General features: G+C 40.8%; 15 protein-coding genes. 9 read left to right on the forward strand and 6 right to left on the reverse strand.

The features are described 5' to 3' along the window. The first annotated feature begins 13 nt into the window (after positions 1-13). The 9 genes from CYLST_RS31845 to CYLST_RS31885 all read left to right on the forward strand — a co-directional run bounded on the left by CYLST_RS31845 (position 14) and on the right by CYLST_RS31885 (position 13,305). Positions 14-772, forward strand: coding sequence for a hypothetical protein (locus CYLST_RS31845; RefSeq protein ID WP_015186473.1), 759 nt, complete (start codon positions 14-16; stop codon positions 770-772). A gap of 532 nt (positions 773-1,304) precedes the next feature. Next, entirely contained in the window at positions 1,305-2,447 is a 1,143-nt protein-coding gene (locus CYLST_RS31850) for a hypothetical protein (RefSeq protein WP_015186474.1), read from the forward strand. 24 nt (positions 2,448-2,471) lie between these two features. After that, positions 2,472-3,254: a hypothetical protein gene (locus CYLST_RS31855; protein WP_015186475.1), complete on the forward strand. Its 783-nt coding sequence runs from the start codon at positions 2,472-2,474 to the stop codon at positions 3,252-3,254. A 472-nt stretch (positions 3,255-3,726) separates the two neighbouring features. Further along, a complete protein-coding gene (locus tag CYLST_RS31860; protein WP_015186476.1) occupies positions 3,727-5,418 on the forward strand; it encodes a TrbI/VirB10 family protein in 1,692 nt (563 codons plus the stop codon). A gap of 42 nt (positions 5,419-5,460) precedes the next feature. Further along, a complete protein-coding gene (locus CYLST_RS31865; protein WP_015186477.1) occupies positions 5,461-6,309 on the forward strand; it encodes a hypothetical protein in 849 nt (282 codons plus the stop codon). 9 nt (positions 6,310-6,318) lie between these two features. Then, complete coding sequence (locus CYLST_RS31870; RefSeq protein ID WP_015186478.1) at positions 6,319-7,605, forward strand: hypothetical protein; 1,287 nt, start codon at positions 6,319-6,321, stop codon at positions 7,603-7,605. Between the two features lie 69 nt (positions 7,606-7,674). Beyond that, positions 7,675-9,405 (forward strand): type IV secretory system conjugative DNA transfer family protein, encoded by a 1,731-nt coding sequence (locus CYLST_RS31875; RefSeq protein ID WP_015186479.1) that lies wholly within the window; start codon positions 7,675-7,677, stop codon positions 9,403-9,405. A gap of 395 nt (positions 9,406-9,800) precedes the next feature. Beyond that, positions 9,801-12,089: a hypothetical protein gene (locus CYLST_RS31880; protein ID WP_015186480.1), complete on the forward strand. Its 2,289-nt coding sequence runs from the start codon at positions 9,801-9,803 to the stop codon at positions 12,087-12,089. 388 nt (positions 12,090-12,477) lie between these two features. After that, positions 12,478-13,305 carry an IS982 family transposase gene (locus CYLST_RS31885; protein WP_015186481.1) on the forward strand — a complete coding sequence of 276 codons (828 nt, stop codon included), beginning with the start codon at positions 12,478-12,480 and terminating at the stop codon, positions 13,303-13,305. Between the two features lie 223 nt (positions 13,306-13,528). Here CYLST_RS31885 and CYLST_RS31890 read toward each other — a convergent pair whose 3' ends face one another. From CYLST_RS31890 to cmr1, 6 genes are read right to left on the reverse strand one after another with little or no spacing between them, the layout of a single operon-like run. After that, complete coding sequence (locus tag CYLST_RS31890; protein ID WP_015186482.1) at positions 13,529-14,377, reverse strand: hypothetical protein; 849 nt, start codon at positions 14,375-14,377, stop codon at positions 13,529-13,531. Next, positions 14,374-14,796 carry a hypothetical protein gene (locus CYLST_RS31895; protein ID WP_015186483.1) on the reverse strand — a complete coding sequence of 141 codons (423 nt, stop codon included), beginning with the start codon at positions 14,794-14,796 and terminating at the stop codon, positions 14,374-14,376. The genes CYLST_RS31890 and CYLST_RS31895 overlap by 4 nt, the downstream gene beginning before the upstream one ends. Beyond that, positions 14,786-15,793 carry a type III-B CRISPR module RAMP protein Cmr4 gene (gene cmr4 / locus CYLST_RS31900; RefSeq protein ID WP_015186484.1) on the reverse strand — a complete coding sequence of 336 codons (1,008 nt, stop codon included), beginning with the start codon at positions 15,791-15,793 and terminating at the stop codon, positions 14,786-14,788. Before cmr4 ends, CYLST_RS31895 begins: the two co-directional genes overlap by 11 nt. An 8-nt stretch (positions 15,794-15,801) precedes the next feature. Further along, positions 15,802-18,939 (reverse strand): CRISPR-associated protein Csx11, encoded by a 3,138-nt coding sequence (locus CYLST_RS32690; protein WP_015186485.1) that lies wholly within the window; start codon positions 18,937-18,939, stop codon positions 15,802-15,804. Next, the gene (locus CYLST_RS31910) at positions 18,929-20,173 is read right to left on the reverse strand and encodes an RAMP superfamily CRISPR-associated protein (RefSeq protein WP_015186486.1); all 1,245 of its coding nucleotides are present in this window, start codon (positions 20,171-20,173) and stop codon (positions 18,929-18,931) included. The genes CYLST_RS32690 and CYLST_RS31910 overlap by 11 nt, the downstream gene beginning before the upstream one ends. Beyond that, positions 20,163-21,347 (reverse strand): type III-B CRISPR module RAMP protein Cmr1, encoded by a 1,185-nt coding sequence (gene cmr1, locus CYLST_RS31915; protein ID WP_015186487.1) that lies wholly within the window; start codon positions 21,345-21,347, stop codon positions 20,163-20,165. Before cmr1 ends, CYLST_RS31910 begins: the two co-directional genes overlap by 11 nt. Between the last annotated feature and the right edge of the window lie 295 nt (positions 21,348-21,642).

Genomic DNA, 21,642 nt, shown 5'->3' on the forward strand with positions numbered 1-21,642 from the left:
GAGAGGATATATCATGAAAAATCACAAGACAAATGTAATCTCAACTGCTATTGTATCAGGTTGTATATTAGCAGCAATAACTGTACCAAGTAATGCTTTTGCAATTGACATAGGAGGGCAAATTGACAATTTCTTCAACCAAACATTTGGATACATAAACGGCTATTTTAACGAGGTAGCGAGTCAACTAAAGGAAGAAGTAGATAAAAGTTGGGGAAATCTCCAAAAAGATGCTCAAGCAGCAATTGAGGAATCCAAGGGAAATATGGGGATACCAGACCCTACAGCAGCTAGTCAAAAATTAGCTGATAAATTGCAAGACAAAGGAGGGATAGCAGCAGAAAGTAGCACTATTATTGGTGCGGTGGAAGCTGGGAAACAACTAGAAAGAGATAGCACCCGCGCTACGGTAGCTAGTGTTTTAGGAAAAGAAGGACAGCAGCGTACTCAATCTGAAATTGATGCTACCAACAAAACTGTTGCAGAAGCACAGCAGTTAGCTGTAGATGCTCAAAATATGGATGCTTCACAAGATGTCCTCAAAGCGATCGCCGCCCAAAATGCTCAAATCGTCTCTATGCTGGGACAGGTACGTACTGATGGTTTACAAGCACGACATGATGCTCAACAAACTAACCTCATGCTCAATCAAATTGCTGAAAGTCAATCAGAACAAAATCGTGCCAGAAGAGTTTTGTCTACTGGTATGACTAGTCAATATTTAGAGTTGACTGGTTGGAGTCGATTAGACCCTGCTTATGTCAATAAATGAAATACATTGTTAATTCTCTAATTTTGGATCAGGATTTTCAGATTTAAGGATTAACAGGATTGATACCATTTCTTTGTGAGGCTGCGCCGATTTTTTTGACCTTTTCTTTTTTGTCTCTGTGTCCTCTGCGCCTCTGTGGTAGCCTGCGGCACGCCGCTCCGCGTCTACGTTTATCTTTAAATCCCCGATATATTTTTAAATTGGGCGCATCTATGGCTACGCCAGGCAAGCTACATACAGAATTGGTATGATTTGAAAATTATTAAGATTAATCCTGATTATCCTTTCATCCTGTTTATATTTTGGATTAAAAGTCTTGATGAACTGCCCCTGAAATTTTCAACATTAATCAAATGGGAGCATCCACTTTTGAAATAAACATAATTATGTCGTGCCAAAAACGATACTATATGGTTTATCTAAAAAAGTCTATCTGCCAAAACTGGATGCTTCCAATCAAAAATCAAATTCCTCAACTGGTGTCTAATTAACTCTTTCCTCCGTTCTATCCATACCTACCAGGAATAACGCTATGTTGGGTCAAACAATACTAGCAGCTAATAACTTCGGTGCAGGAGATTTAATCGAAAATGCATCTGCTGGTGCCAGCCTGGTAGCAGAAGGTTTTAATGAACTGTGGCAACAAACTCTTACAGGTGGACTATACGCTTCTCTGTGCAAAGTTGGGGTATTGTTTGCAGTTGCTTCCCTAGCACTTTTTATGGTGCAATGGGGTAAGCAAATGATTAATGACGAAGAACAAAGGGCATTTAGTGAATTAATTTGGCCTTTAATCGTTACTGTTCTTCTTACTAACAATGGCTCTCTATTAGCCAATAGCACTTTGGCACTCAGGGAATATATTAACAGTGTTAACAACTATATATTAGAGTACACAGCAGCTGATGCTGATTTGAGAGCAGCGTACCAGCAAGCACTAGGACAAGCAGCATTAGAAACTGCGGTAGGTAATGCTATCCAAGAATGTCGTTCTTCTCAACTATCAAATGAAGAAGCGATACAGTGTCTCAAACAAGCAAGAGCCGATCTAGAAGCCAAATTTCCTGACATTTTTAAAGATACAGAAGGTGGTAGCTATCTAGGGGCAGCAGGCAGTTGGATTACTAAAAGTTTAGACAAAATCAACCAAGCAGCTTCAGAAGCTGAAGGTGATAGTGTATTTGAAGGTATCGCTAACAAAATCACTGCGGCATCAACCGCCGCAATTGGTGCAGTCGTTACCACATTTATTACCAGTCTACTATTAGCACTAAATAATGCTTACCAATGGGGTCTGGAACTAGCATTGCTTCTAACTGCATTGATAGCGCCCTTGGCAGTGGGAGGTTCTTTAATGCCAATTGGTAGTAAAGCAATTGTTGGTTGGCTAACAGGGTTTTTTACTGTTGGTCTTGCTAAACTTTCTTTCAACATTATTTTAGGTTTAGCTGGACAGTTAATTGCTACAGCCAAAGCTAGTCAGCCCATGATTTTTCTGGCATTTATTGGCTTAGTTGCCCCATTTTTAGCCACAGGAATTGCTGCTGGAGGTGGTCTAGCGGTGCTGACTCAGCTTAATAGTGGCGCTCAATGGTTAGCTGGTGGTGCTATCTCAGCAGGTAATATTGCTCTTTCTGCCAGTGTTTCCCGGATAACAGCCATAATTCGCAAATAAAAAGCCCATCAATTTTTAGCAATTATGTTAAACCACACTAAATCTAAAGCTCCTAAAAGAGAAGTATTACAGTTCCTTAGTTCTGGGCAATCGGTATCTAACCCCATTGCTATTGTTGCTGTAATCTCTCTAATTTTTAGTTCTTTATCGTTTCTATTACAAATTCTCAATTATGGTGCAACTTCCACTTTAGCTCGTAAAGAACCACCATCTTTAGTCCAGATTGCTGATGGTAATACAATCAATGTTAAAGCACTGGAACCTGATGACCGTTCACCAGAAGTAATTAAAAAGTTTGTTGTGGATACACTGGTAAAAATGTTTAATTGGGACGGACTGATAACATCAACTAAAAACGGAGAAATTATCACTCAACAAGATAATGGCACTACTATCAAAGTGAAAAAAGGAACTGCACGAGTTACTACAAAAGCTTGGGAAGCTGCCTTTGCATTGAGTGAAGAACAAGACTTTCGAGCTAGTTTTCTCAAAAGATTAGCAGAACTTACACCACCAAGTGTCTTCCAAGGTACTTTGCAAAGTTCTTTTGTGCCACGCTATGTTAGTGAACCGCGCAAGATAGGTAAGGGAAAATGGCAAGTAGATGTGGTTGCTACTTTGGTGACATTTAGTAAAGATGATAATGCTGGTAATGGAATAGCTTTTAATAAAACAGTTATAGTTCAAGCTATACAAACTCCTCAAAAACCTCCAGAAACTACGGAGATTGCTCAGAAAATTTATTCTGTCCGCAGGTCAGGTTTGGAAATTATTGAAGTCACAGATTTGAATTTAGGTAAAAACTAAGCAATTTAAAATTTAAAATGCCTTGTACAAAGGAGATATACGCGAATGTTATACCGCTAGGATAAGCTAACAAAATTTAAAAAGCTGTTCCACGAGGTTTGGATTTTTTGTTGATTTTTGTACAGACGCAGGCAGGTAAGTCAATGTTAATATTTATTGTTATAAACAAGTAGTAATCAAAGCAAAAAAGGGGGGTAACCTTGTCGATTTTTATTCCTATAGCAATTCTATTTGAGTTGTAAACAGCATTTCTTTAACGTATCCCTGCGGGAGCCGTAGGCATTACCGCTCCAGACGCAGAGAGGAGGCAGCGCGTTGCGGGGGTTCCCCCCGTTGTAGCGACTGCCGTCGCAGAGGAAGAGAAACAAGAGATATGATGCTTACGGCACGCTTCGCTGTCTTCGCAGCTCCTCTGCAAGAGGCACACATCTTATTTAGGTAGGTTATTGACATAATAGAGAAAGGTAACTTTATGAAAGGAAATTTAGAAGAAGAAACTGAATCTAATAGAATAAATAACTTGCTAAAATTTGAAGAGGATGAAAACGAAGATAACCTTAATACCACTGATCATCAAAATGATATTACTGCATCAGATGTGGAACTAGGAGATGAATTAGGGTTAGTAGAAACACAACATTCACTTGTAAATTCCCCGTGGTCGCGCACAGCAGTGGTTGGGGGAGGATTTGGATTGGTATTTCTCCTAATTTTTATGTTTCTCAATCCCATCATGAACGGGAAGATAACGAAGAAAGAACAAACATCAGAAGTTGCTGCTACTCCACCTCCAGAAGAAATTCCCACAAAAGATGGTGATATTTATGCAAAATTAGCATTACAAAAACAGGCAGAAGAACTGGAAGCATTCAAAGATAAAAATAGGGTAAGGGACGAATTACCACTAGAAAATCAGGATAAGCAGAAGGTTGAAAATTTGACCAAAACTAAAACTATTCCTAATAAATCCGTCAGCAGAGAAACATTTTCAACATCCACTAGGGAACAACAACCTAGAAGACCTACGAGAGCGGAAAGACCTGTAAGAGAAATGCCAATTGCACGATATTCACCACCAGTACAAACTGTTGCAACTCCAACAAGATTGCCTCAACAACAAACCACTTTCAAATCTGTTACTAAACCTTCTGACCCATTAGTAGAATTAGCAAAGTTGCGTTCTTTTGGTTCTGCTGGTCAAATTTATTACGCAACAGCAATTACCAACGAGAAAAAGGAGGCAGTAGCCACCCAAACTCGAAATTCTGGAGCCTCAGATTATACTCCCAGACGTAGGTCGAGTTATAACCGCAGTTCTCAACCGGAAACAGTTTTTACCAACAACTCATCATCCGATTTGGAAAGCGGTGCTGATACTAATGGTGGCAGGGAAATCGAGGGACTAAAGCCCAGGTGGACTCCCGTAGTTACTGCGAATACTATCGCTAAAAATGATAAATTGACAAACTCCAGTAATAGCAAGGATTATTCAGCAGATGAAGCGGGCATTATTGAGGGGAGAGAAGAGCAGTATTTAAGGGTGGGAGAGTACGCTGCTGCTACATTAGAAACACCCCTCATTTGGTCGGGAAATACCAATTCCAACTCCCAAAGTAAGTTTATTGCTAAACTCACCCAACCATTACTGAGCAATATTGGGCAAGAAGCAATTCCAACTAACACGCTACTCAGTGTTGAAATTCAGGAAGTTGATTCATCTGGTAGAGCTACTGCTGTAGTCACTGCTATCCTCAAAGACGGCACGGAATATACATTGCCAGCTGGAGCAATTGTGATACTGGGGAAAGGGGGAGAACCCTTAATTGCTCATCAGTATCACGACAAAGGTAAAGAGATTTTGGGCTTGGATGCAGGATTAGGTTTGATGTCGGGACTGGCCAAGGTGGGGGAGGTGATTAACCAACCTGATATTGAAAGTAGCATTTCTCAATCTAATGGTGGATTTAGCAGTATCCAAACCAGTCGCAATGGCGATCGCTCTTTACTGGGTGCATTTGCTCAAGGAGCGTTTGGTACAGTTGCCAAGCAGGTGGAGGAACGAAACCAAAAAGCGATCGCTGAAATTATGAAACGACCCAACATTTGGTTCATCCCCCAAAATACCAAAATCACCGTTCAAGTAAATCGGTCTTTGCGACTTTAAGCTACTGAGTAAAGATTGGTGAAAGTCTCTTGGAGGGTGAAGATGAACAAATTTTTCTGGTTATCTCTAGCTGTCACAGCATCTTTATTCGTTGCTATTCCATCTCACGCATTACCAGCATCACGAACAGAGTCAACTAATACCAAGAGTTCTGTCCGCATTATCCCTCAAAGTAAAGCCACTGGGACTCAAGCCCAACTGCAAACTGTGGAGGTATGGCCGGGACATGGTGTATCCATCTCATTTTATGAAACTGGTGAGGTTATTCAACGAGTATGGTTAGACGACTCTTCCCGCATCCTCATAGATGTGGACGGTTGTTTGGAAGGATTATCCAGCAGGTCTAATTGTCAAGACTCAGGAGCCGGTTTAATTCACCTCAGACAAATCAACCCAATCAGTATTCCCGGAATGCCTAATGCCAAAAACGGCGCACACCTGACGATTATTACTCAATCTTTGGGTGGCGATTGCCTCCGGCACTGCGCTCCGCGCAATCGCCAAGTTTATAACTTTCGGGTGTTAACAGGGAGAGGTAATCCACGCTACAGTACCATCTCAATCACTCCCGATGTCACCCGCAAAGAAGCACCACCCGCAGATTCTATTATTGTCGCCACTATTACCAGAGGATTACGGGTAGCAGCAGAGAAACGCTGGATAACTCCCAGCAATCCCCTATGGCAGAAACTGCAAACTCTAGTGCAAGAGTTAGAGTCAGGCAAAAATCTTACTAGTGCTGCTCAAAGTGCCAAAGTTTCTCCTCAGCTAGTTGAGCGTTTATTGCAATTAGGGACTGAATCAACTGTTCCTAATCAAGTTCCTAACCAAAAATTTAGACCTACAATCCAGAGAGAGCAAGAATTTTTAGGCGATTCTTCTAGTAATTAAGGTGTAAATATGCTGATAAATCGTCATCATCAAACTAATCAACAACCCATTAAAAACACAAAAAATAATCAATTTAATCCCAATTTCAAGCTCAAATACTGGATGCTTTTTGGGTTATTTACAAGTTTGATAGTGCATGGATTGATTATTTTTCGTCATCACAATTTACTAAGTTATCTTTTGGATGTTCATCCAGCAACAGCGGCTCCAGTCCCGAAAGCTAATATTATTCCTAGCAAATATATCAACAATGCACCAGTTCCTGATTGGCAGAGTATTACATTCAAATCTTTCGTTTTCTCTAGTCCTGGCAGTGTTGAACTACCCAATGTCGAATTTCCTGGATATAAATCAATCAGAAGTTGGCAAGCAGGACAAAGCTTAGATGAAGTGATGGAATTGGGGGATTTTGAGAATGTATTTAATTTAGAAGATTTAAGTTTACAAACAATTAGTCAACTGAGTGGTATTGCTCAGAGCAATACTAAATTATCAGATTTTGATACCATTAAATGGCAAACTGTACCTGAATTAACCAAAGCCATTCCCAGTTTAGCTAATGAATATGTAGAAAATGTACCAGCCATTAGAGATTTAGTTAAAAAGATATTGGGTGTTGCGAATGTTGATGGAGAAACAATAGGAGAAATTATCAATGATTACCCAAAGCTCAAAGATATAGAGTTAGGAGAAATTGATTTATCTCAATATAAACTAACTTCCATTCCTGGGATAGAAAAAACTGCTCTTAAACAATTTAGTAATTGGCAGAATACTAGCATATCAAAAATACCTGGGCTAAATCAGGTAACATTCGCTAATTTTCCTAATGCACCCGTACCCCAAGGAAGTATTGTTGGTAAATTAGACTTGCCATTAAAAGAAGTAGAGTCAAACAGACAGCGTTCGATTAGTGGTAGTGACCAAGCTGGATTTAATATGCCATGTACTAACAACTGCGCTCACATAGAATTATCAGGTGCAGGTGGAATTACAGGTACTCAATGGATGAGTGGTAAGTTTCAACAAGTGAAGGGTGGTTTTGGGATATTAGGCAACCTTAATGGTGGGAAGGAACCAACAGGAAGGCATCCTTTTGGCAAGGGGTTTAAACAAGCTGTGTGGGATATTAATGAAGGTGATGGAACTGCATCAACAGCTATTTTCTTCCGTATTTGTCGAAGAGGAGGTTGGTTTGATTTAGGCTGTTCACCTTATTTCATTGGCCCGTTTCCTTTTTTCATCTACCAAGAAAAATCACCTATATTTCTTGGCACTCCTTTAACAATTCCCTAGCTAAGTTAATATGTCTTGAAGTTGCATATTGGTGGTGTCAAATTTTTCAAAAAATATACCCCAATTAAAATGAGTATAAACAACCTTTTTTACGAACTTAAAAATCCCCAAGCACCAATTGGTAAATACACTCATTACCTTTTCTCTCCTAGTGGGTTAATGCTGACAGGGTTATTGGTAGGTTTTCTATTACTGCAAATGTTATCTGGAACGAAAAAATGCAAATTAGCTACCAGTTATTTTGGAGGAAGTAAGGAGACAGCTAAAGCGAAAAAGAAAGCTATCAAACAAATCACTAATCCTCAATGTGATAGTGCCACTCTCTATGTTGGTAGACACAAATTTACAGGTAGAAAAACCCAAGACAAGGAACCGGGAAGTCCCATTCCTTTATACATCCCAGATGTGCAAAGAGGAACGGCAGTAATTGGCGCTCCTGGTAGCGGTAAGTCATTTTCTGCTATTAACCCGATGATTTATAGTGCCATTGACCAAGGTTTTCCAATTGTTTTATATGACTTTAAATACCCAACCCAAGCTAAAGTTGCTAGTTATGCCAAAAAGATGGGTTATGAAGTCCATATCTTCGCTCCTGGTTTCCCTGAAAGTGAGGTGTGCAATCCCCTTGATTTTCTCGGAGATTCTACGGACGCGGAAACGGCCAGGCAGTTAGCGACTGTGATCAACAAAAACTTCAAAATGATGGCTGCTAGTAATGAGGATGCTTTTTTTGGCCCTGCTGGTGACCAGTTGACCGAAGCTATCCTGATGCTGACTAAACAAACTCAGTATCCAGATATTATGACAGCTGCGGCTATTCTTAGTAGCGATCGCATGGTAGAACGGCTGATGTCTGCTAACCTCAACCCCTGGATTAAGATTGCTTTTGGTCAGTTGTTTAGTTCGGCTGGTTCTGAGAAAACTATTGCTGGTATTGCCGGTACTGCCAGTTTGATGTTTACCCGGTTCATGAAAAAGAATACTTTGGGGTGTTTTGTTGGTAAGACTACTCTACCTCTAGAAATCAAGGGTAAGCAGATGATTATTTTTGGGTTGGATAGGGAACGACGGGATGCTGTGGGGCCGCTATTGTGCAGTATATTGCACATGACGGTTGCTAGAGCGATCGCCAAAAAACGCCAAGACCCATTAGTTGTTGTCCTGGATGAAGTACCTTCCTTATACCTACCAGACCTGTTTAGATGGCTCAACGAATCTCGCAGTGAGGGTTTTTGCGGCATCCTGGGATGGCAGAACATGGGACAGTTGGAAAAATACTACGGTAAGGAAGTTGCAAAAACCATGCTGGGTGCTTGCGGTACTAAGTTCATTTTTAACCCAGGAGAGGAAGAATCAGCGCGTTTGTTTAGTGCTTATTTGGGAGATGAGGAAATTAAGTATAAGCAGAAATCCAGAAGCACTGGGGGAGGTAAAAGCAGTACCTCAATCTCTGAGCAGGAAAAAACACGGAAGTTGTTTGAGCCAGCACAGTTTTTGAAGTTGCCACCGGGGAAGTGTATATTTATCAACCCGGCTTACTGTAATCAAAATGAAGCTTCTGTTCCTTTATTAAAAACAATTAAAATTCCCAAAGCTTTAATTAATATTGAGCAAGAAAATGACTCTAGGTGGACGAGTTTGATTGCTCAATTGACTGAGAAAAGCACTCAACAACGTCCTACTCAAGATGATCTAGATAAACGAGTGGCTGAAGTAGATAAATTATTCCCTATTCCTCAGCAACCTGTACAAGCAGGTGCTGTACCACTACCAATTGATGCCTATAAAGGTTTTTTCTAATTATCAATATTAACGTAATTATCTAGTTTTCATAAACTTGTATATAGCAATCCTAAAAGAAATGTGTATCCCTTACGGGACGTAGGCATCACATCTCATCTTTCTTTAACTCTGCGACGGCAGTCGCTACAACGGGGGGAACCCCACGCCAGTTGCTTTAAGTCGGGAAACCCGCCCAACGCACTGGCTCCGCAACGCGCTGCCTCCCCTCTGCGTCTCTGCGGTAATGCCTCCGGCTCCCGCAGGGATATGTTAAAAAAATCCTGTGATGTTTACAGATCCCATAAGGGATACACGAATCAAATAGAATTGCTATATGTTATGGATAATTACATTTTTAAAATAAATCCTGTTAATCCTTAAATCTTAAAATCCTGATCCAGAATTAATTAGATATGTTTGATGAAAGAGTAACCCAGTTAGCAACGGCTTATCAAAAAAACTTTGACCATATAATTGATGAGCTTCAAATAACTGCCTCAGTATTAGCAGAATTAGTCCAGGCTTTAATAGATAAAGCTAGAGAAAAATTGCAGCAAGAACAAGAAAAGTTATCTGAAATCGAAGTACAAGTTGGTAGTGAGAAATATCGACTTGTTCCAGATGAGGAATTTCCTGGTGCTTGGAAATGGGAAGCTGCCGAAATGTCTGATGTCCAAGCGCAGAATATCGCCAAGCAGTTAATGTTAACGGCAGCAGATAATTCTCAAGATATCACAGATATTGTTCTAGCTAATAATAACTCTTCCTTAGCTATTATTGCCACTATTGAATCAGGTGATAAATTAACTGTTTACCAGGAAGATAGTGAAGGTAAGTGTCGTCATAACTGGGTAACGGAAAATTTAGAAACTGAGGAAATTATTGCTGTAGTCTATGAACCTATTATTCGTTATTTGCCTCCTAGTCAAAATCCCACAGATACTACAGCAGAGTTAAAAGAAGATTTAATAAAAATTGTTGATGAATTGTTAATTCAACTTTTTGTAAATCAACACATTGATAGTGAACTTGTTGATAATGCTACAGAGTCTGAATTTCCAACAACAGCAGAAAACACCAGAGAAAGTATTGAAATAGAGAATGAATTTACATCAGTTTTAGACTCAACCTTTGAAGAGGAGACTTTCATCTTTTGGGATGAAGATACTCCATTGCCAGAACCACCAGTAGATGATTCACCAGAATGGAATGATGCCAGGGATATGCCTGTAGCTACTGATACGACATACACAGAGGAGGAAAGTCAACCTAATTTTACTGATAAGCAAGTTTCAACGAATGAGATAAAAGCTGAAGGAACAGTCACAGATACAACACCTGAAACTGATACTAATAGAGAAAAAAAGTCAGATAAGTTTGTTGAAACAACAGAGGAAGAAATTGGGATACCGAAGCGAAAAGTCGCTTTTGCAGAAACATACAAGGGTGTGGTTTCATCCCCAGCAGTAACTTCTCAAAATCAGAACTGCGTCAGGGAAGTAGAAGTTCCTATTAAGAAGGATGTTGCAGCCAGTTGGCAAAAGGTTCTAGGTTTAAACTGGCTGAAAATGCGGCATAATCTCAAAGTTGAAAATGCCAAAATTGCTCAAACAGCAGTTGAATTTCTCAAAGCTTATGGAGAGACGTTAGCAGATGGTTCTAGAATTTACAGAAGTGATGCTTTTGTAATTAAAAAAGAAGGTGAAAGATATAGCATCCACCATCGACGTGATGAATTATCTAACTTTTCTCATTCTCTGATGGAATTTACTGTCAATGCTCATCAGGATATCAAAGTTAAAATTGCTCCTACACAAATATTGGCAGTAGAAAGACAAGAGTTTTTGATGGTAGCTGAGAAATTTTCGGCTGGGAAGACATTACCACAGCTACAAAATGCAGATATCAGAAATATTGCTAACCAACTAGGTTCTTTAGCACCTGCTGGAACTTTTGCAACGTTGGAAAGTTTTAGAAAGACAGAAGTTTTGGGTTTACTCAATTCTGCTTTACAACAAGCTAAGACTGATACTTTAACTATAGGCGAATACACGATTTCTAGATCCAGGGATGTAGAAGCTGGGGTGGCACAATTGAAATTACATAAAACTAATCATCAGGGTACGCTACAAGAAATGGTATCTTTTACTCTCCATAAAACGGCAGAAGGTATTATTAAGCAGGTAGACTATCTTAATATCAGTGATTGGGATTTAACACAGTTGAAGTTTATATCCCACAATGCTCATTTGTTTGATTTAGAGAAGTATGATTTAGTTGATAAAGCAAGGGATGGTAGCAAAGAGGTTAAGAATATTGCTGATATACCAGTTCCTCTGCATCCTGCACTTAAAAAGGTATGGCAGCAAGTGGAAAGGGATAATTCTACGAATACTTCTTCTCTTATTAATGGAAAAGAGGTTAAAGCAGGTATTCAAGATAAACTTGAAAAGTCTCAGGAGATGCTTTCTGTAGGAGAACAGAGAGAATTGTACTTTCAACTTTTGGTTTTACATAATTTAAAGCATGATGAACTGCAAAATCAAATGCCTCCATTGAGAGAGATGAGCAATGATTTGGAACGGTGGCGTAAGGAAGTTATTGCAAATAAATATACTTCTAAAACGAGTATTTTGAGACAAGAGATAGATGCCAGTATGAAATTTAATACATCGAGAGGGGTATCTGAATTATCGCTATAAACAGCAGTAAATTGAAAACAAAGCTTTTATAACTTTATTTCTATCTCCCGAACTAAAGTTTTGATTTTTACAAATTGCACCACAATTTCCGCTTGGTTGAAATTGAAGTTCCCTTGCGGGGATTATGTGAGTAGAAAGTATATGCCAAGCTTACATATTTCTCCGTTAATTGTAAGATTATTTCTGGGGTGGTGAATAGTGCTACTTTTGATTTACAGCAGTTTTCGAGCAAGCGCGCCACAAAAAATGAGTTGTAACACTAAGCCTAGCATTGGTTTTCATGAACCTATCCTACTATTAACCCAAGTTGCTAGTTACTCTCCAAGGGAGATGACATAGGGCTACAGAAACAAGAAAATCCCTCCAGCTAGAAAATTAGGAGGGAGATATGTTAAATGAAATAGTTACTATCTATGCTATCGTAGATGACCTATTAAAGAGGATTGGACATCGTGAAGATATGCGCCGTGAAATGAGTGATGCAGAAATTATCACAACGGCAATCATCGCGGCTATGTTCTTCAGTGGTAATCATAGTGGGGCTTGCAGCTATATGAAAGACCATAACTTGATACCGCAGATGTTAGAAAAATCACGATTTAATCGGCGATTACATCATGTCTCAATGTTAATTAACGATTTATTTCATCAAGTGGGAACAGCACTAAAACAAATTAGTGAAAATACAGAGTATCTTTTAGACTCCTTTCCTGTACCCATATGTGATAACATTCGCATCTTTAATGCGAAGTTAATTCAATCAGAAGAATATCGGGGTTATATCGCATCTAAGAAACGCTATTTTTATGGAGTGAGAGTACAGTTATTAACTACCAAAACTGGTATTCCGGTTGAATTTGTGTTCATGCCAGCTAGTGCCACAGATATACGGGGATTAAGTGCTTTACCGCTGAATTTACTACCTGGGAGTCAAGTTTACGCTGACTCTGCCTATCTTGATTACACTGTTGAAGATGACTTAGTTCAAACTAGTCACATAGAGATACAAGTCATGCGAAAGAAGAACTCTAAACGCCAAGATGCACCGTGGAATCAATACATTAAACAGTCTATTCGTCATTACATTGAAACCGTCCAGAGCGGAATCACAAGAGCTTTTCCCAAATCGATTCATGCGGTAACATATCAAGGGTTTTTACTTAAACTCCAAGCTTTTATTTTTGCCTACACTCTGCAACAAGCTTTTATTGAATAAGTTGCATTTGTAACTTTCTCTTGAACTTGGTTGAATATTTCTTATTGCATTTCATGGTGGTTGTGGTTAGTACAACCCCTCATTTACTATGCCTATGCTTTCCTTATCCTCATCTATATTCTATTACCCGCAACTTGGGTTATTATGAAAACGGTTGATAGCAATTCGCTGTAACCTTCTTCTGTTAGACTGGGATTTAAAACAGCTACCAGAAATATTGTATCTAGCCCTTAACCTGCCATATCCCAAATTTTTGAATCACAAAAGCGGAGAATGGCCTCACCTTACTACCAGGAATCCAGCAAGGATCACAAAATTTTTCCAGATGCTGTCCGGCATAGCGGTTCGTTGAATTATGCGATCGCCACTCCCTTCCCACCAACGGTTCGATTTCACCGTGAACAGACACGTTTTGGGCAACAGTATGAGCTAAAAGATGCCCAGATTCTGATACCTGAATCACAATAGAACCGTCCTGTTCTCTCCAATGACTGTTCGGATTGAAAAATTGAGTATCCGTTATTTCTTCCGACTCAATATATCCCAAATCTCCCCAACCATAGCCCCGCTCACCCCCCATCTGTAGCTTTTGACAAGCTTCTTTCCAATTCAGGCTACAACCCTCTTTTTCAAACACATAACCCACCAAATAAACCTGCTCACCTGTATCTAAAGTGCGTGGTGAGAGAAACTCGACTTCATGCAATAATCCTTCATCTGCCGCATGTTGCGGATACACTAGAGCCGTGCTGGCATAGCTACTGAGAAATCGCCGACGAAACCGACTTTCATTGTCCCAGGGGTATTCAATTTGATAGGTTGCATTATGACAGGTCGCCGGATAGAAATAGGAGTAGGCTAATTCCTCATGCACTTTATTTCCCATTTCCTCATACTGTCTCGAATCGGTTGCAGGCTGATGCTGTTCGCGGGTTAATCGCATGGTCAGTGCGCCCCAAAACACCCGCCCCGTCACATAGGGACGAGTCCGCTGCACATTGCCCACTTTACCGCAGCCGATGTGCATCGGAGATTTTAGCTTAAACACCACTCGGTAGGCTGTCCACTTCACGAACTTGCCTCCTGCTCATCCTTTTTTTCCTCTTCTTGACGAGCCTTTGCAGCATAACGAGCGTAAATCAACATCTGCTCTAGTGTTTCTTTGACCAGCAATAGCCTCTCCAAATCGACTGTAACCTTCTCGATGATGTACGAGAGAATATCTTCAGGTTTATTGCTAGTTGGTTTATCCCAACCAAAACCCAATCCTTCTAGCAGATTGAGCATTTCTTTAACGACTTCCTTGCCGTTTTCCTTCTCTTTTGCCAGCAGGTAGAGAAAGCAAGCATAGACACCATTTTCTTGCAGAACGCCCAGTGCTTTAGTTACGGTATTTTCTACATCGTTAGCTTTCTTACTTTTAGTATTTGCAATAATCGCTTGTGCATGTTGTGCGGCGAGTCGATCAAGATGAGTGACTTTACTGCTCATTACTCTGCTCCTTGCCAAATTCTTTTTCTAATGGGTTTCCTACCATCGCCATGCGCCCAAAGCCGCGTGTACCCATGCCTCCCACTCCCAGCCACTCAATCAGCTTAAAACCTGCTCTTACTACATCTAATGGAGATGTCCACGGTTCTCCTGGGAGTTGATTTTTTGTTTTATCTTCTTTTTTCTTGCCAGTCTCTTTGATTTCACCCAATGCCCATCCTTCTTCACCACTACGGTAATCATCGAGGACAACATCTGCGGTGAGGAATGTGGCACGGGGAATGGCTTCGTAGGTAAACAGCGCCCCTTCTTCAGCTGCACCAGTATCAGGGTTAATTGCCACTGATGTCCGCACTTCTAAGTTGCTGTTCACTATTTGGCTGAAGAGCGTATCCTTGACCAAAACAATCTTTTTGTTGATCTCCTGCCAACGTTTATCCTCACTCCACTTTAGAGGGGCTGTTATTGTTGCTGGTTCTCCAGAGACTTGAAGCATTAACCAGCCCAAATTTAGAGGATCGGTTCGATTCCAAGTCAACACGGCTGTATCGGTATTCCAAGTAGGTGACACATTGTTCACGGTAAAGCCTGCATCTTGCAACCGTTCCACTGTACTCACCCACACAGGCCCTGCTATCGAATGCACAGGAAACAGCACGATATGAGCATCAAAAATATTCACCACACCAGAATAAGCCTTACCTTGCTCATTATCCTTGGACTTCTTGATATAGCCAAAAGTGTAGCAAACTGGATTATCGGCTATATTTCCTGGAACTTGGTCATGGCTTTGTCCTGCCGCCTCTGGGGTTTCATACAGTTGGGCAGCATAGGATCGCGCTGCTCCATGCAAACTCGTACCGGGGATTTTAGGAATTTTGGTTCCTGGTTCTCGCACAATGCTGTTGTCTACCCGTCCCAGACGATAGCCTCCAGTGCCGATATGCACGGGGTCAAGGGTCATAAATAGGTAGCGTTGCCGTTTGTAGGGTGCCATTGTTGTTCTTACTGCTCTTTTAAAATTTTCATGTACAGTTCTGCCAAGTCTGCCAATTCGCCCCGCACTCCAGCGTCAATCAGTTGTTGGCGTTCTTTGTCAGAGAAAGTTGGCCACTTTTTATCTTTCGGCCATGCTGCATTTGTGAGTGTATCAGTGACGAATTGCTTAAATACTGCATCTGTCCACGATTCTTGTTCATTTTGCCCGTACCACATTTCGCGGGTGGCTTCGATGGTGTAAATCACCTGATGGCATTGGGAGGTTTGCAGGTTTTTCATAATCTCCCAGAGTGTCTGGAAGCGGTCTAAGTCTTCGAGGTAGAAGGGGCGTGTTTGGCGAGGGCGGCGACCCTCTTTGTCGTAGTGAATCTCGAAGCGGCGGGCGGTGCTATCGAGGTATTCAAAGTCAAAGGTGGAAGGGGTGAAATAGATTTGATCGCCTTTTTTTAAGTCCCCAGGATGAACTAACCAGCAGGGTTCGGTTGTACCGGGTCGCTGACTTTTGATAGCGCGGTTCCGTTCAGTTTTCACCTTGCTATCATCATCATTGGTTTCTAGAAAGACGTAGGGATACCAATTGTCGGGTGTGTTGCCATCGCCCATTTTGGCGGGGACGTGCCAAGTGATTGAGCGCTCATCTTGAGTCAGTGTTAGGGTAATGGTTTGATCAAATTGTTTTGTGCCATTTGCCAGTTTGGCCTTCTCTTTGGGCAATTGTCCTGTATATGTTGACTGCACGTGCCAGAGTTGCTTATCAGTAGGCGATTTGTAGGTCAGCATTTGCCGTCCTGCATCCAGGGCGGCCCGGAGGGGAGTACGACGATGGAAATATACAACGCCCAAATGCAGAGGTAGACGATTGCGAACTTTGCCCATCTCGCGATCGTATTTCGTTTGAATTGTGTTGATTACTTCAAGCGACTTTTCTGCTGGGACAAGCGCCATGAAGGTGCGCGGTTCAGCAAGAATTTGAATAACAGGAGTACATTCTGTAAAATCAAGCGTAATATCATTACTGTTGATGTCTAATTGACCACCTAATTTGTTAGGATTACCGTATCCAGTTGGCTCTTCTATAGAAACTTGCTGATTGTTCAAGTGGCTACGAACAAATTCAGCTGCTATTGTACTATCTAAAGAGCGATTAATGTTTTCACTTTCTTTATTATCAGAGAATGTATTAAGTTGCTTGGCAACATAGCAAAGATTATCTGTTGTAATTAGTCTATCATCCCAAAGTAAGACACTTAATTTGGCATTTTTTAAAACCAGATCATAGTTGCCAAAGTTGACCAGCTTGAGTCGAGAAATTTCGGATGTTTTAACTTGAATATTGAGGCGACATTTTACTTTTGATAGCTGTGTATCTGGTACATCAGCTATGATTTCTTGCCAGAACTTCTGAGTAGTTTCCCATACCCGACGCAAGCGAGCAAATGAAGGATTTTGTCGCATCATTGCTAAGGCTAAAAGATAGGGGTCTTCAGATGTTCTTCCTTCTCCCAGATCGGTATCGGTAACTTGTAAATTATAAAATGGCTGTAGCAGTGGGGGATTTTGACCTTTACGTAGTCCGCGTGAATTTTTGGAAACTAGACCATCTAGCAATGTATTAGAAACAAATTGTCGTTTATTTTCGGGTTTCTTGCTCAAAGCATTTTGAATCTCATTGAGCAAATTCTGATAATCAAAATTATGTTGCTTGCTTCCTTTTGGCTCTTTCCATATCTGGGATTGAGGATCAGAAGAAACTATACTATTGAATGCCTCACCTGTTAGCCAGGATTCTAGTTCAAAGCGTCCAACGATTAGGGCAAGACGACCGTTAGTATCTGCTACTTCATCAATCCAAATTGTTGTATGTAAGTTTTTTGTCCAAGCTTTAGCGCGATTAGTTCGGCGTTGATAACATACATCACAAACTTTCAATTTTAGTGCTTTGTTGCTTGAACCAATTGGTCGCAAACTGCATATAGGACAAATATCCTGCTTTTCTTGAATATTCCAGTGTGATGCAATCGTTTTATCATTAGCACTTAGTTTATTAGGTTTAGAAGTTGCTAATCTTCCAAACTTCAGAGTGTCGCGCGTGTGATCACTTAGTTTTAATACCCAACGGGCTTCACCTTTGAACTGAAAGTTAGCAATTCTTTGTAAATACTCACACAATAAGCATCCTGATTTTGTTTTCCAATTCAGTAAATCAGCAATATCTGGAACAATAAATACACTACCGTTTTCATCCCGATAAATTTCCAACCCTAAAGGATACTGTTCTTCAATAACTCTTTGAACTAAATCTAAAGCTTTACCAATCAACTCTTTGCGTGCCAGCAAATCACCAATGCGAACAGAGTCGCCCCAAAATGCAAGACCATCTAAACCAACTTTTAGCACTCGCCAGTAATATTTATCTTTAATGATATCAGTAACAGGTTCTTTCCAGCCAGCCAGCAAGTTTTGAGCTAATGCAGCTTTGAGAAAAGCAACACTGGCGGAAGTCTGGTCAAATAAAGAAACATCACTTAACGGACGACGAGTTTCTGCAACTGTTTGGCGAAAATAACTCTCTAGCTGAGAGATAAAATATTTACGAAATCCTTTCCAGTCATATTTTGGGACTGTTAGTGAATTTTCCAATATTTGAATATGAGTTTGTAGAAAAGTATAAAACTTGTGCCACTCAGTTTGTTTCAGATCGATAGCCTTGCTCTCAGTACCAAATGCAGTTGATAGATAGACTTTACCCACTTGACTGACTGCAAAGCGATTCAGAACTCCTTTTTCAATTCCCGATCCTCGTCCATGTGAGTCGTGTATCAATCTCAATAATCCTTGTACAATTTTTGCTGGATCTGGATCTCTGTGCTTTTCAATAAAATTGAAAAAACTTAAGGAACTACCTTGAAGCTCAGTAATGCCGAGTTGATTCCAGATCGATCCCGACCATGACGAATCTTGTAAGAGGTTATCTAATTGAGTAAAATTTGCTGTTAAATCTGTTGGAATTTGAATATCAATTCCAGAGTTAGGATCATTCAAAAAATCCTTATGGAACTTACCCAACATATGAAGCCACATTGCCACTTCTGCCAATAGCAGAGCATCACGTTTATCCGCCAAATCTTGTAAATTATGAGTCATGGCTAATTGCCTTCCTTTGACATAACTGCTCTGCCATTTCCTGAGCGCGATCGCACAACTCACTCAAATTAGTAAAGGGTACTTCGGTCATAGATGGTTTGGAACGCGGTGGTGTAGTTTCGGGTGCTGGCTCTGGAGTAACAGTCTCGGCTAGTTGGCGACCTTCTCGTTCCCACCACTTTTTAGCCTTGTCGTAAAGCTGCTTTTCTTTCTTGCCAGATTTTCCAAACAAATATTCTGCTTCTAACTTTAGGCTGCCATCAGAACTTTGAAAGTCTGGATGCAGTTGTCCTTCTGCAATTAGGTAGCGGGGTAGCTGAGGTTCAGGCGATGTTACTTCGGGTTCAAGCTGCTTTAAGTCTGGCAAATCCGCCCGAATCGCCAGTTCACCCGTACCATTGAGTTCTGCAATGCCAAAGCCACTACTGGTCTTGGCACCAAAACCATAGACTGTCAGCATTTTTTCGACTCCCTCGGCAACCAGTTGCAAGTCTGCGGCAACTTCATCTGATTTTACTGAACCAAAGGGGATGTATAGCAAGATGAATTCTCCTGTTGCATTAGCTGGAACAGACTCAATTAAAATTGGATTCTTGCCTACGCCGGTTTTGCGATCGTGCGGGTTAATTACTTCCAGCCCAAGTTTGTCAAAGAAGGTTGGGTAAAAATAGAGGCGACCTGCTTGCCCTTTCTCATCCTCACGGGCATCACCAAGAAGGCGAATAATTTTGTCATCTCCTTTTTTATGTTCCATTTGCCACAATGTTGCTCGTAATGCTCCTTTCCAGCTTGTTGAGGCAACCATCGGGGTTTGAAATACCTTATCTTTGCGAACAGGGTTATCGAGCAGGTGAAAGATGCGATCGTCTTTACTCAGATAAGGCTTTCGCAGTTTGAAGGGGACACGCAGCATAAAGCTGAGTGATGGTAGGTAGTTGAGGGCAGAGAAGTCTGGTGTGAAGTGAAAGGCATCAGGAATAATGCTGGGTTTTAAATCTTTTTGCCAAGCATCACGAATGGAATTTTTGAGTTCAGAGCCTTGAGCTTCATACCACAAATAAGGAAGATGAGGCTCAATCTGAACTGACTTTTTAGCAGATTGCTCTATCTTCCTTTCTGCCTGTTGACGCGTACTTTTATCCTTTGCTTGCTTAAGTTCTGCTGAGGCTTGCTCAAGTTCACTGAAGCTGTTGCCCAACTGCTCTTTCCGAAAGACGTAATAATCATACTGCATAATTGCCTTCCTGTAATTGCAACAGGCTATGCAGAAATAACTTTGCCTCACTTATGAGTGGTGTTTTAGTATCTCTCGTTGAATTCATTTCACGCCAGATATGCAAGGTATACTTTGCTTCGAGGTGTTTATAAATATCATTTACGATCTTTTCTCTATCCCATCCATTTTTGTAAACCGCTGCTTCTTCAGGAATCCAGCCCCACACACGAATCAGCTTTTCATTGTCATAGGGACGGGAAATTTTGATTTTGGCAGCCATTCGCTCATCCTCCACCGTACCCATGATGAAGTGGCGTAAATCTTTATCACTATCTTTTTTAAGCACTAGACTTTTATGTGCACTCTTCCTCTGAATGGGATCGTTCTCTGTTCTGAAAAGTTTTCGGAGGTCATACTTCAAGTTAAAGGTATCTTGCTCTTTAAACGAAGAAGTTAAATCCTTCGGTTGAATTTGTGCTAGAAAGATGTTTTGTAGTGCAGGTATATCTGGATAAAGTTGACTTCCATTTGTGGCAATGAGCCAATTATATAGAGGTTGAGTATTGATGCGATCGCCCTCAATCTCAATTACACCAAAACCCATTTGGGGACGCGCTCCTAATGCTGACCAATCAGCAATGAATTGAATTAATCCACCAATAATTTCTGGCTTAAAGTCTGGATTTAAGCTTTGAATTTTAATAATAAAAGAGCCAGTTATTGGAGTATTTGGAGGCTGAGGTTTAACGTCTTTTTTTGTTGGATCTGGGAAATACCAAGTTGGTGGCCGCTTCATACCTAAATAACTGCGGCTTGCTGTTATGGGATGCTGAATTGTTGCATCAGATACTTGAACTTCCTGAACTTCCAACCGAAATCGTCGTTTCCATCCAGTCGCGCCAAAAATTTGCGAGACATCGCAAAGTCCCGCATCGCGTAAGTATTTACGTCGCTCAACTTCATCTTGCAATTCACGATACTTCTTAGCATTAAATTTTTGAGTATCTAGGCTACTGCGATCTTGTGATTTTTCAGCCGTAGGATCGCACACCACACCCCCTAAACCTCGTACCAATACTTCCATCCACCAGCGTAGACTACCAAGCAGTCCAGTTTCGTGAATGAGATCGCACTTCCCAGCCTCAATGCCACCTGTCCAGATTGGAGTGAGAGTCTGAATTTTTACTTCCATTGCCACTGTCTGATACCCTTCACCAAGGGTATCTAATTTTTAGAATTCTGGCTATAAAATCAACTTTATCTACTGCCTTTCCATGTAATTAATCCCAGCAAGGAGACTGTAAGGGTGGAAAATACTGAGCATCAGATAATTTAGCAATCAAAAAAATGCCAAGAGCAGCTACATCCAAACGATATGAAGCGTAGCTCTTGGGCGGGGAGTATCAATTGCAATAATTTAATAGTCAGTCTGCTAACGCAGACTTAGCTGAAAACCAGTTACATTAGCTATAGTCGTTTACTTATTA

Origin of the sequence: Cylindrospermum stagnale PCC 7417, from assembly GCF_000317535.1 — a bacterium.
GTDB lineage: Bacteria > Cyanobacteriota > Cyanobacteriia > Cyanobacteriales > Nostocaceae > Cylindrospermum > Cylindrospermum stagnale.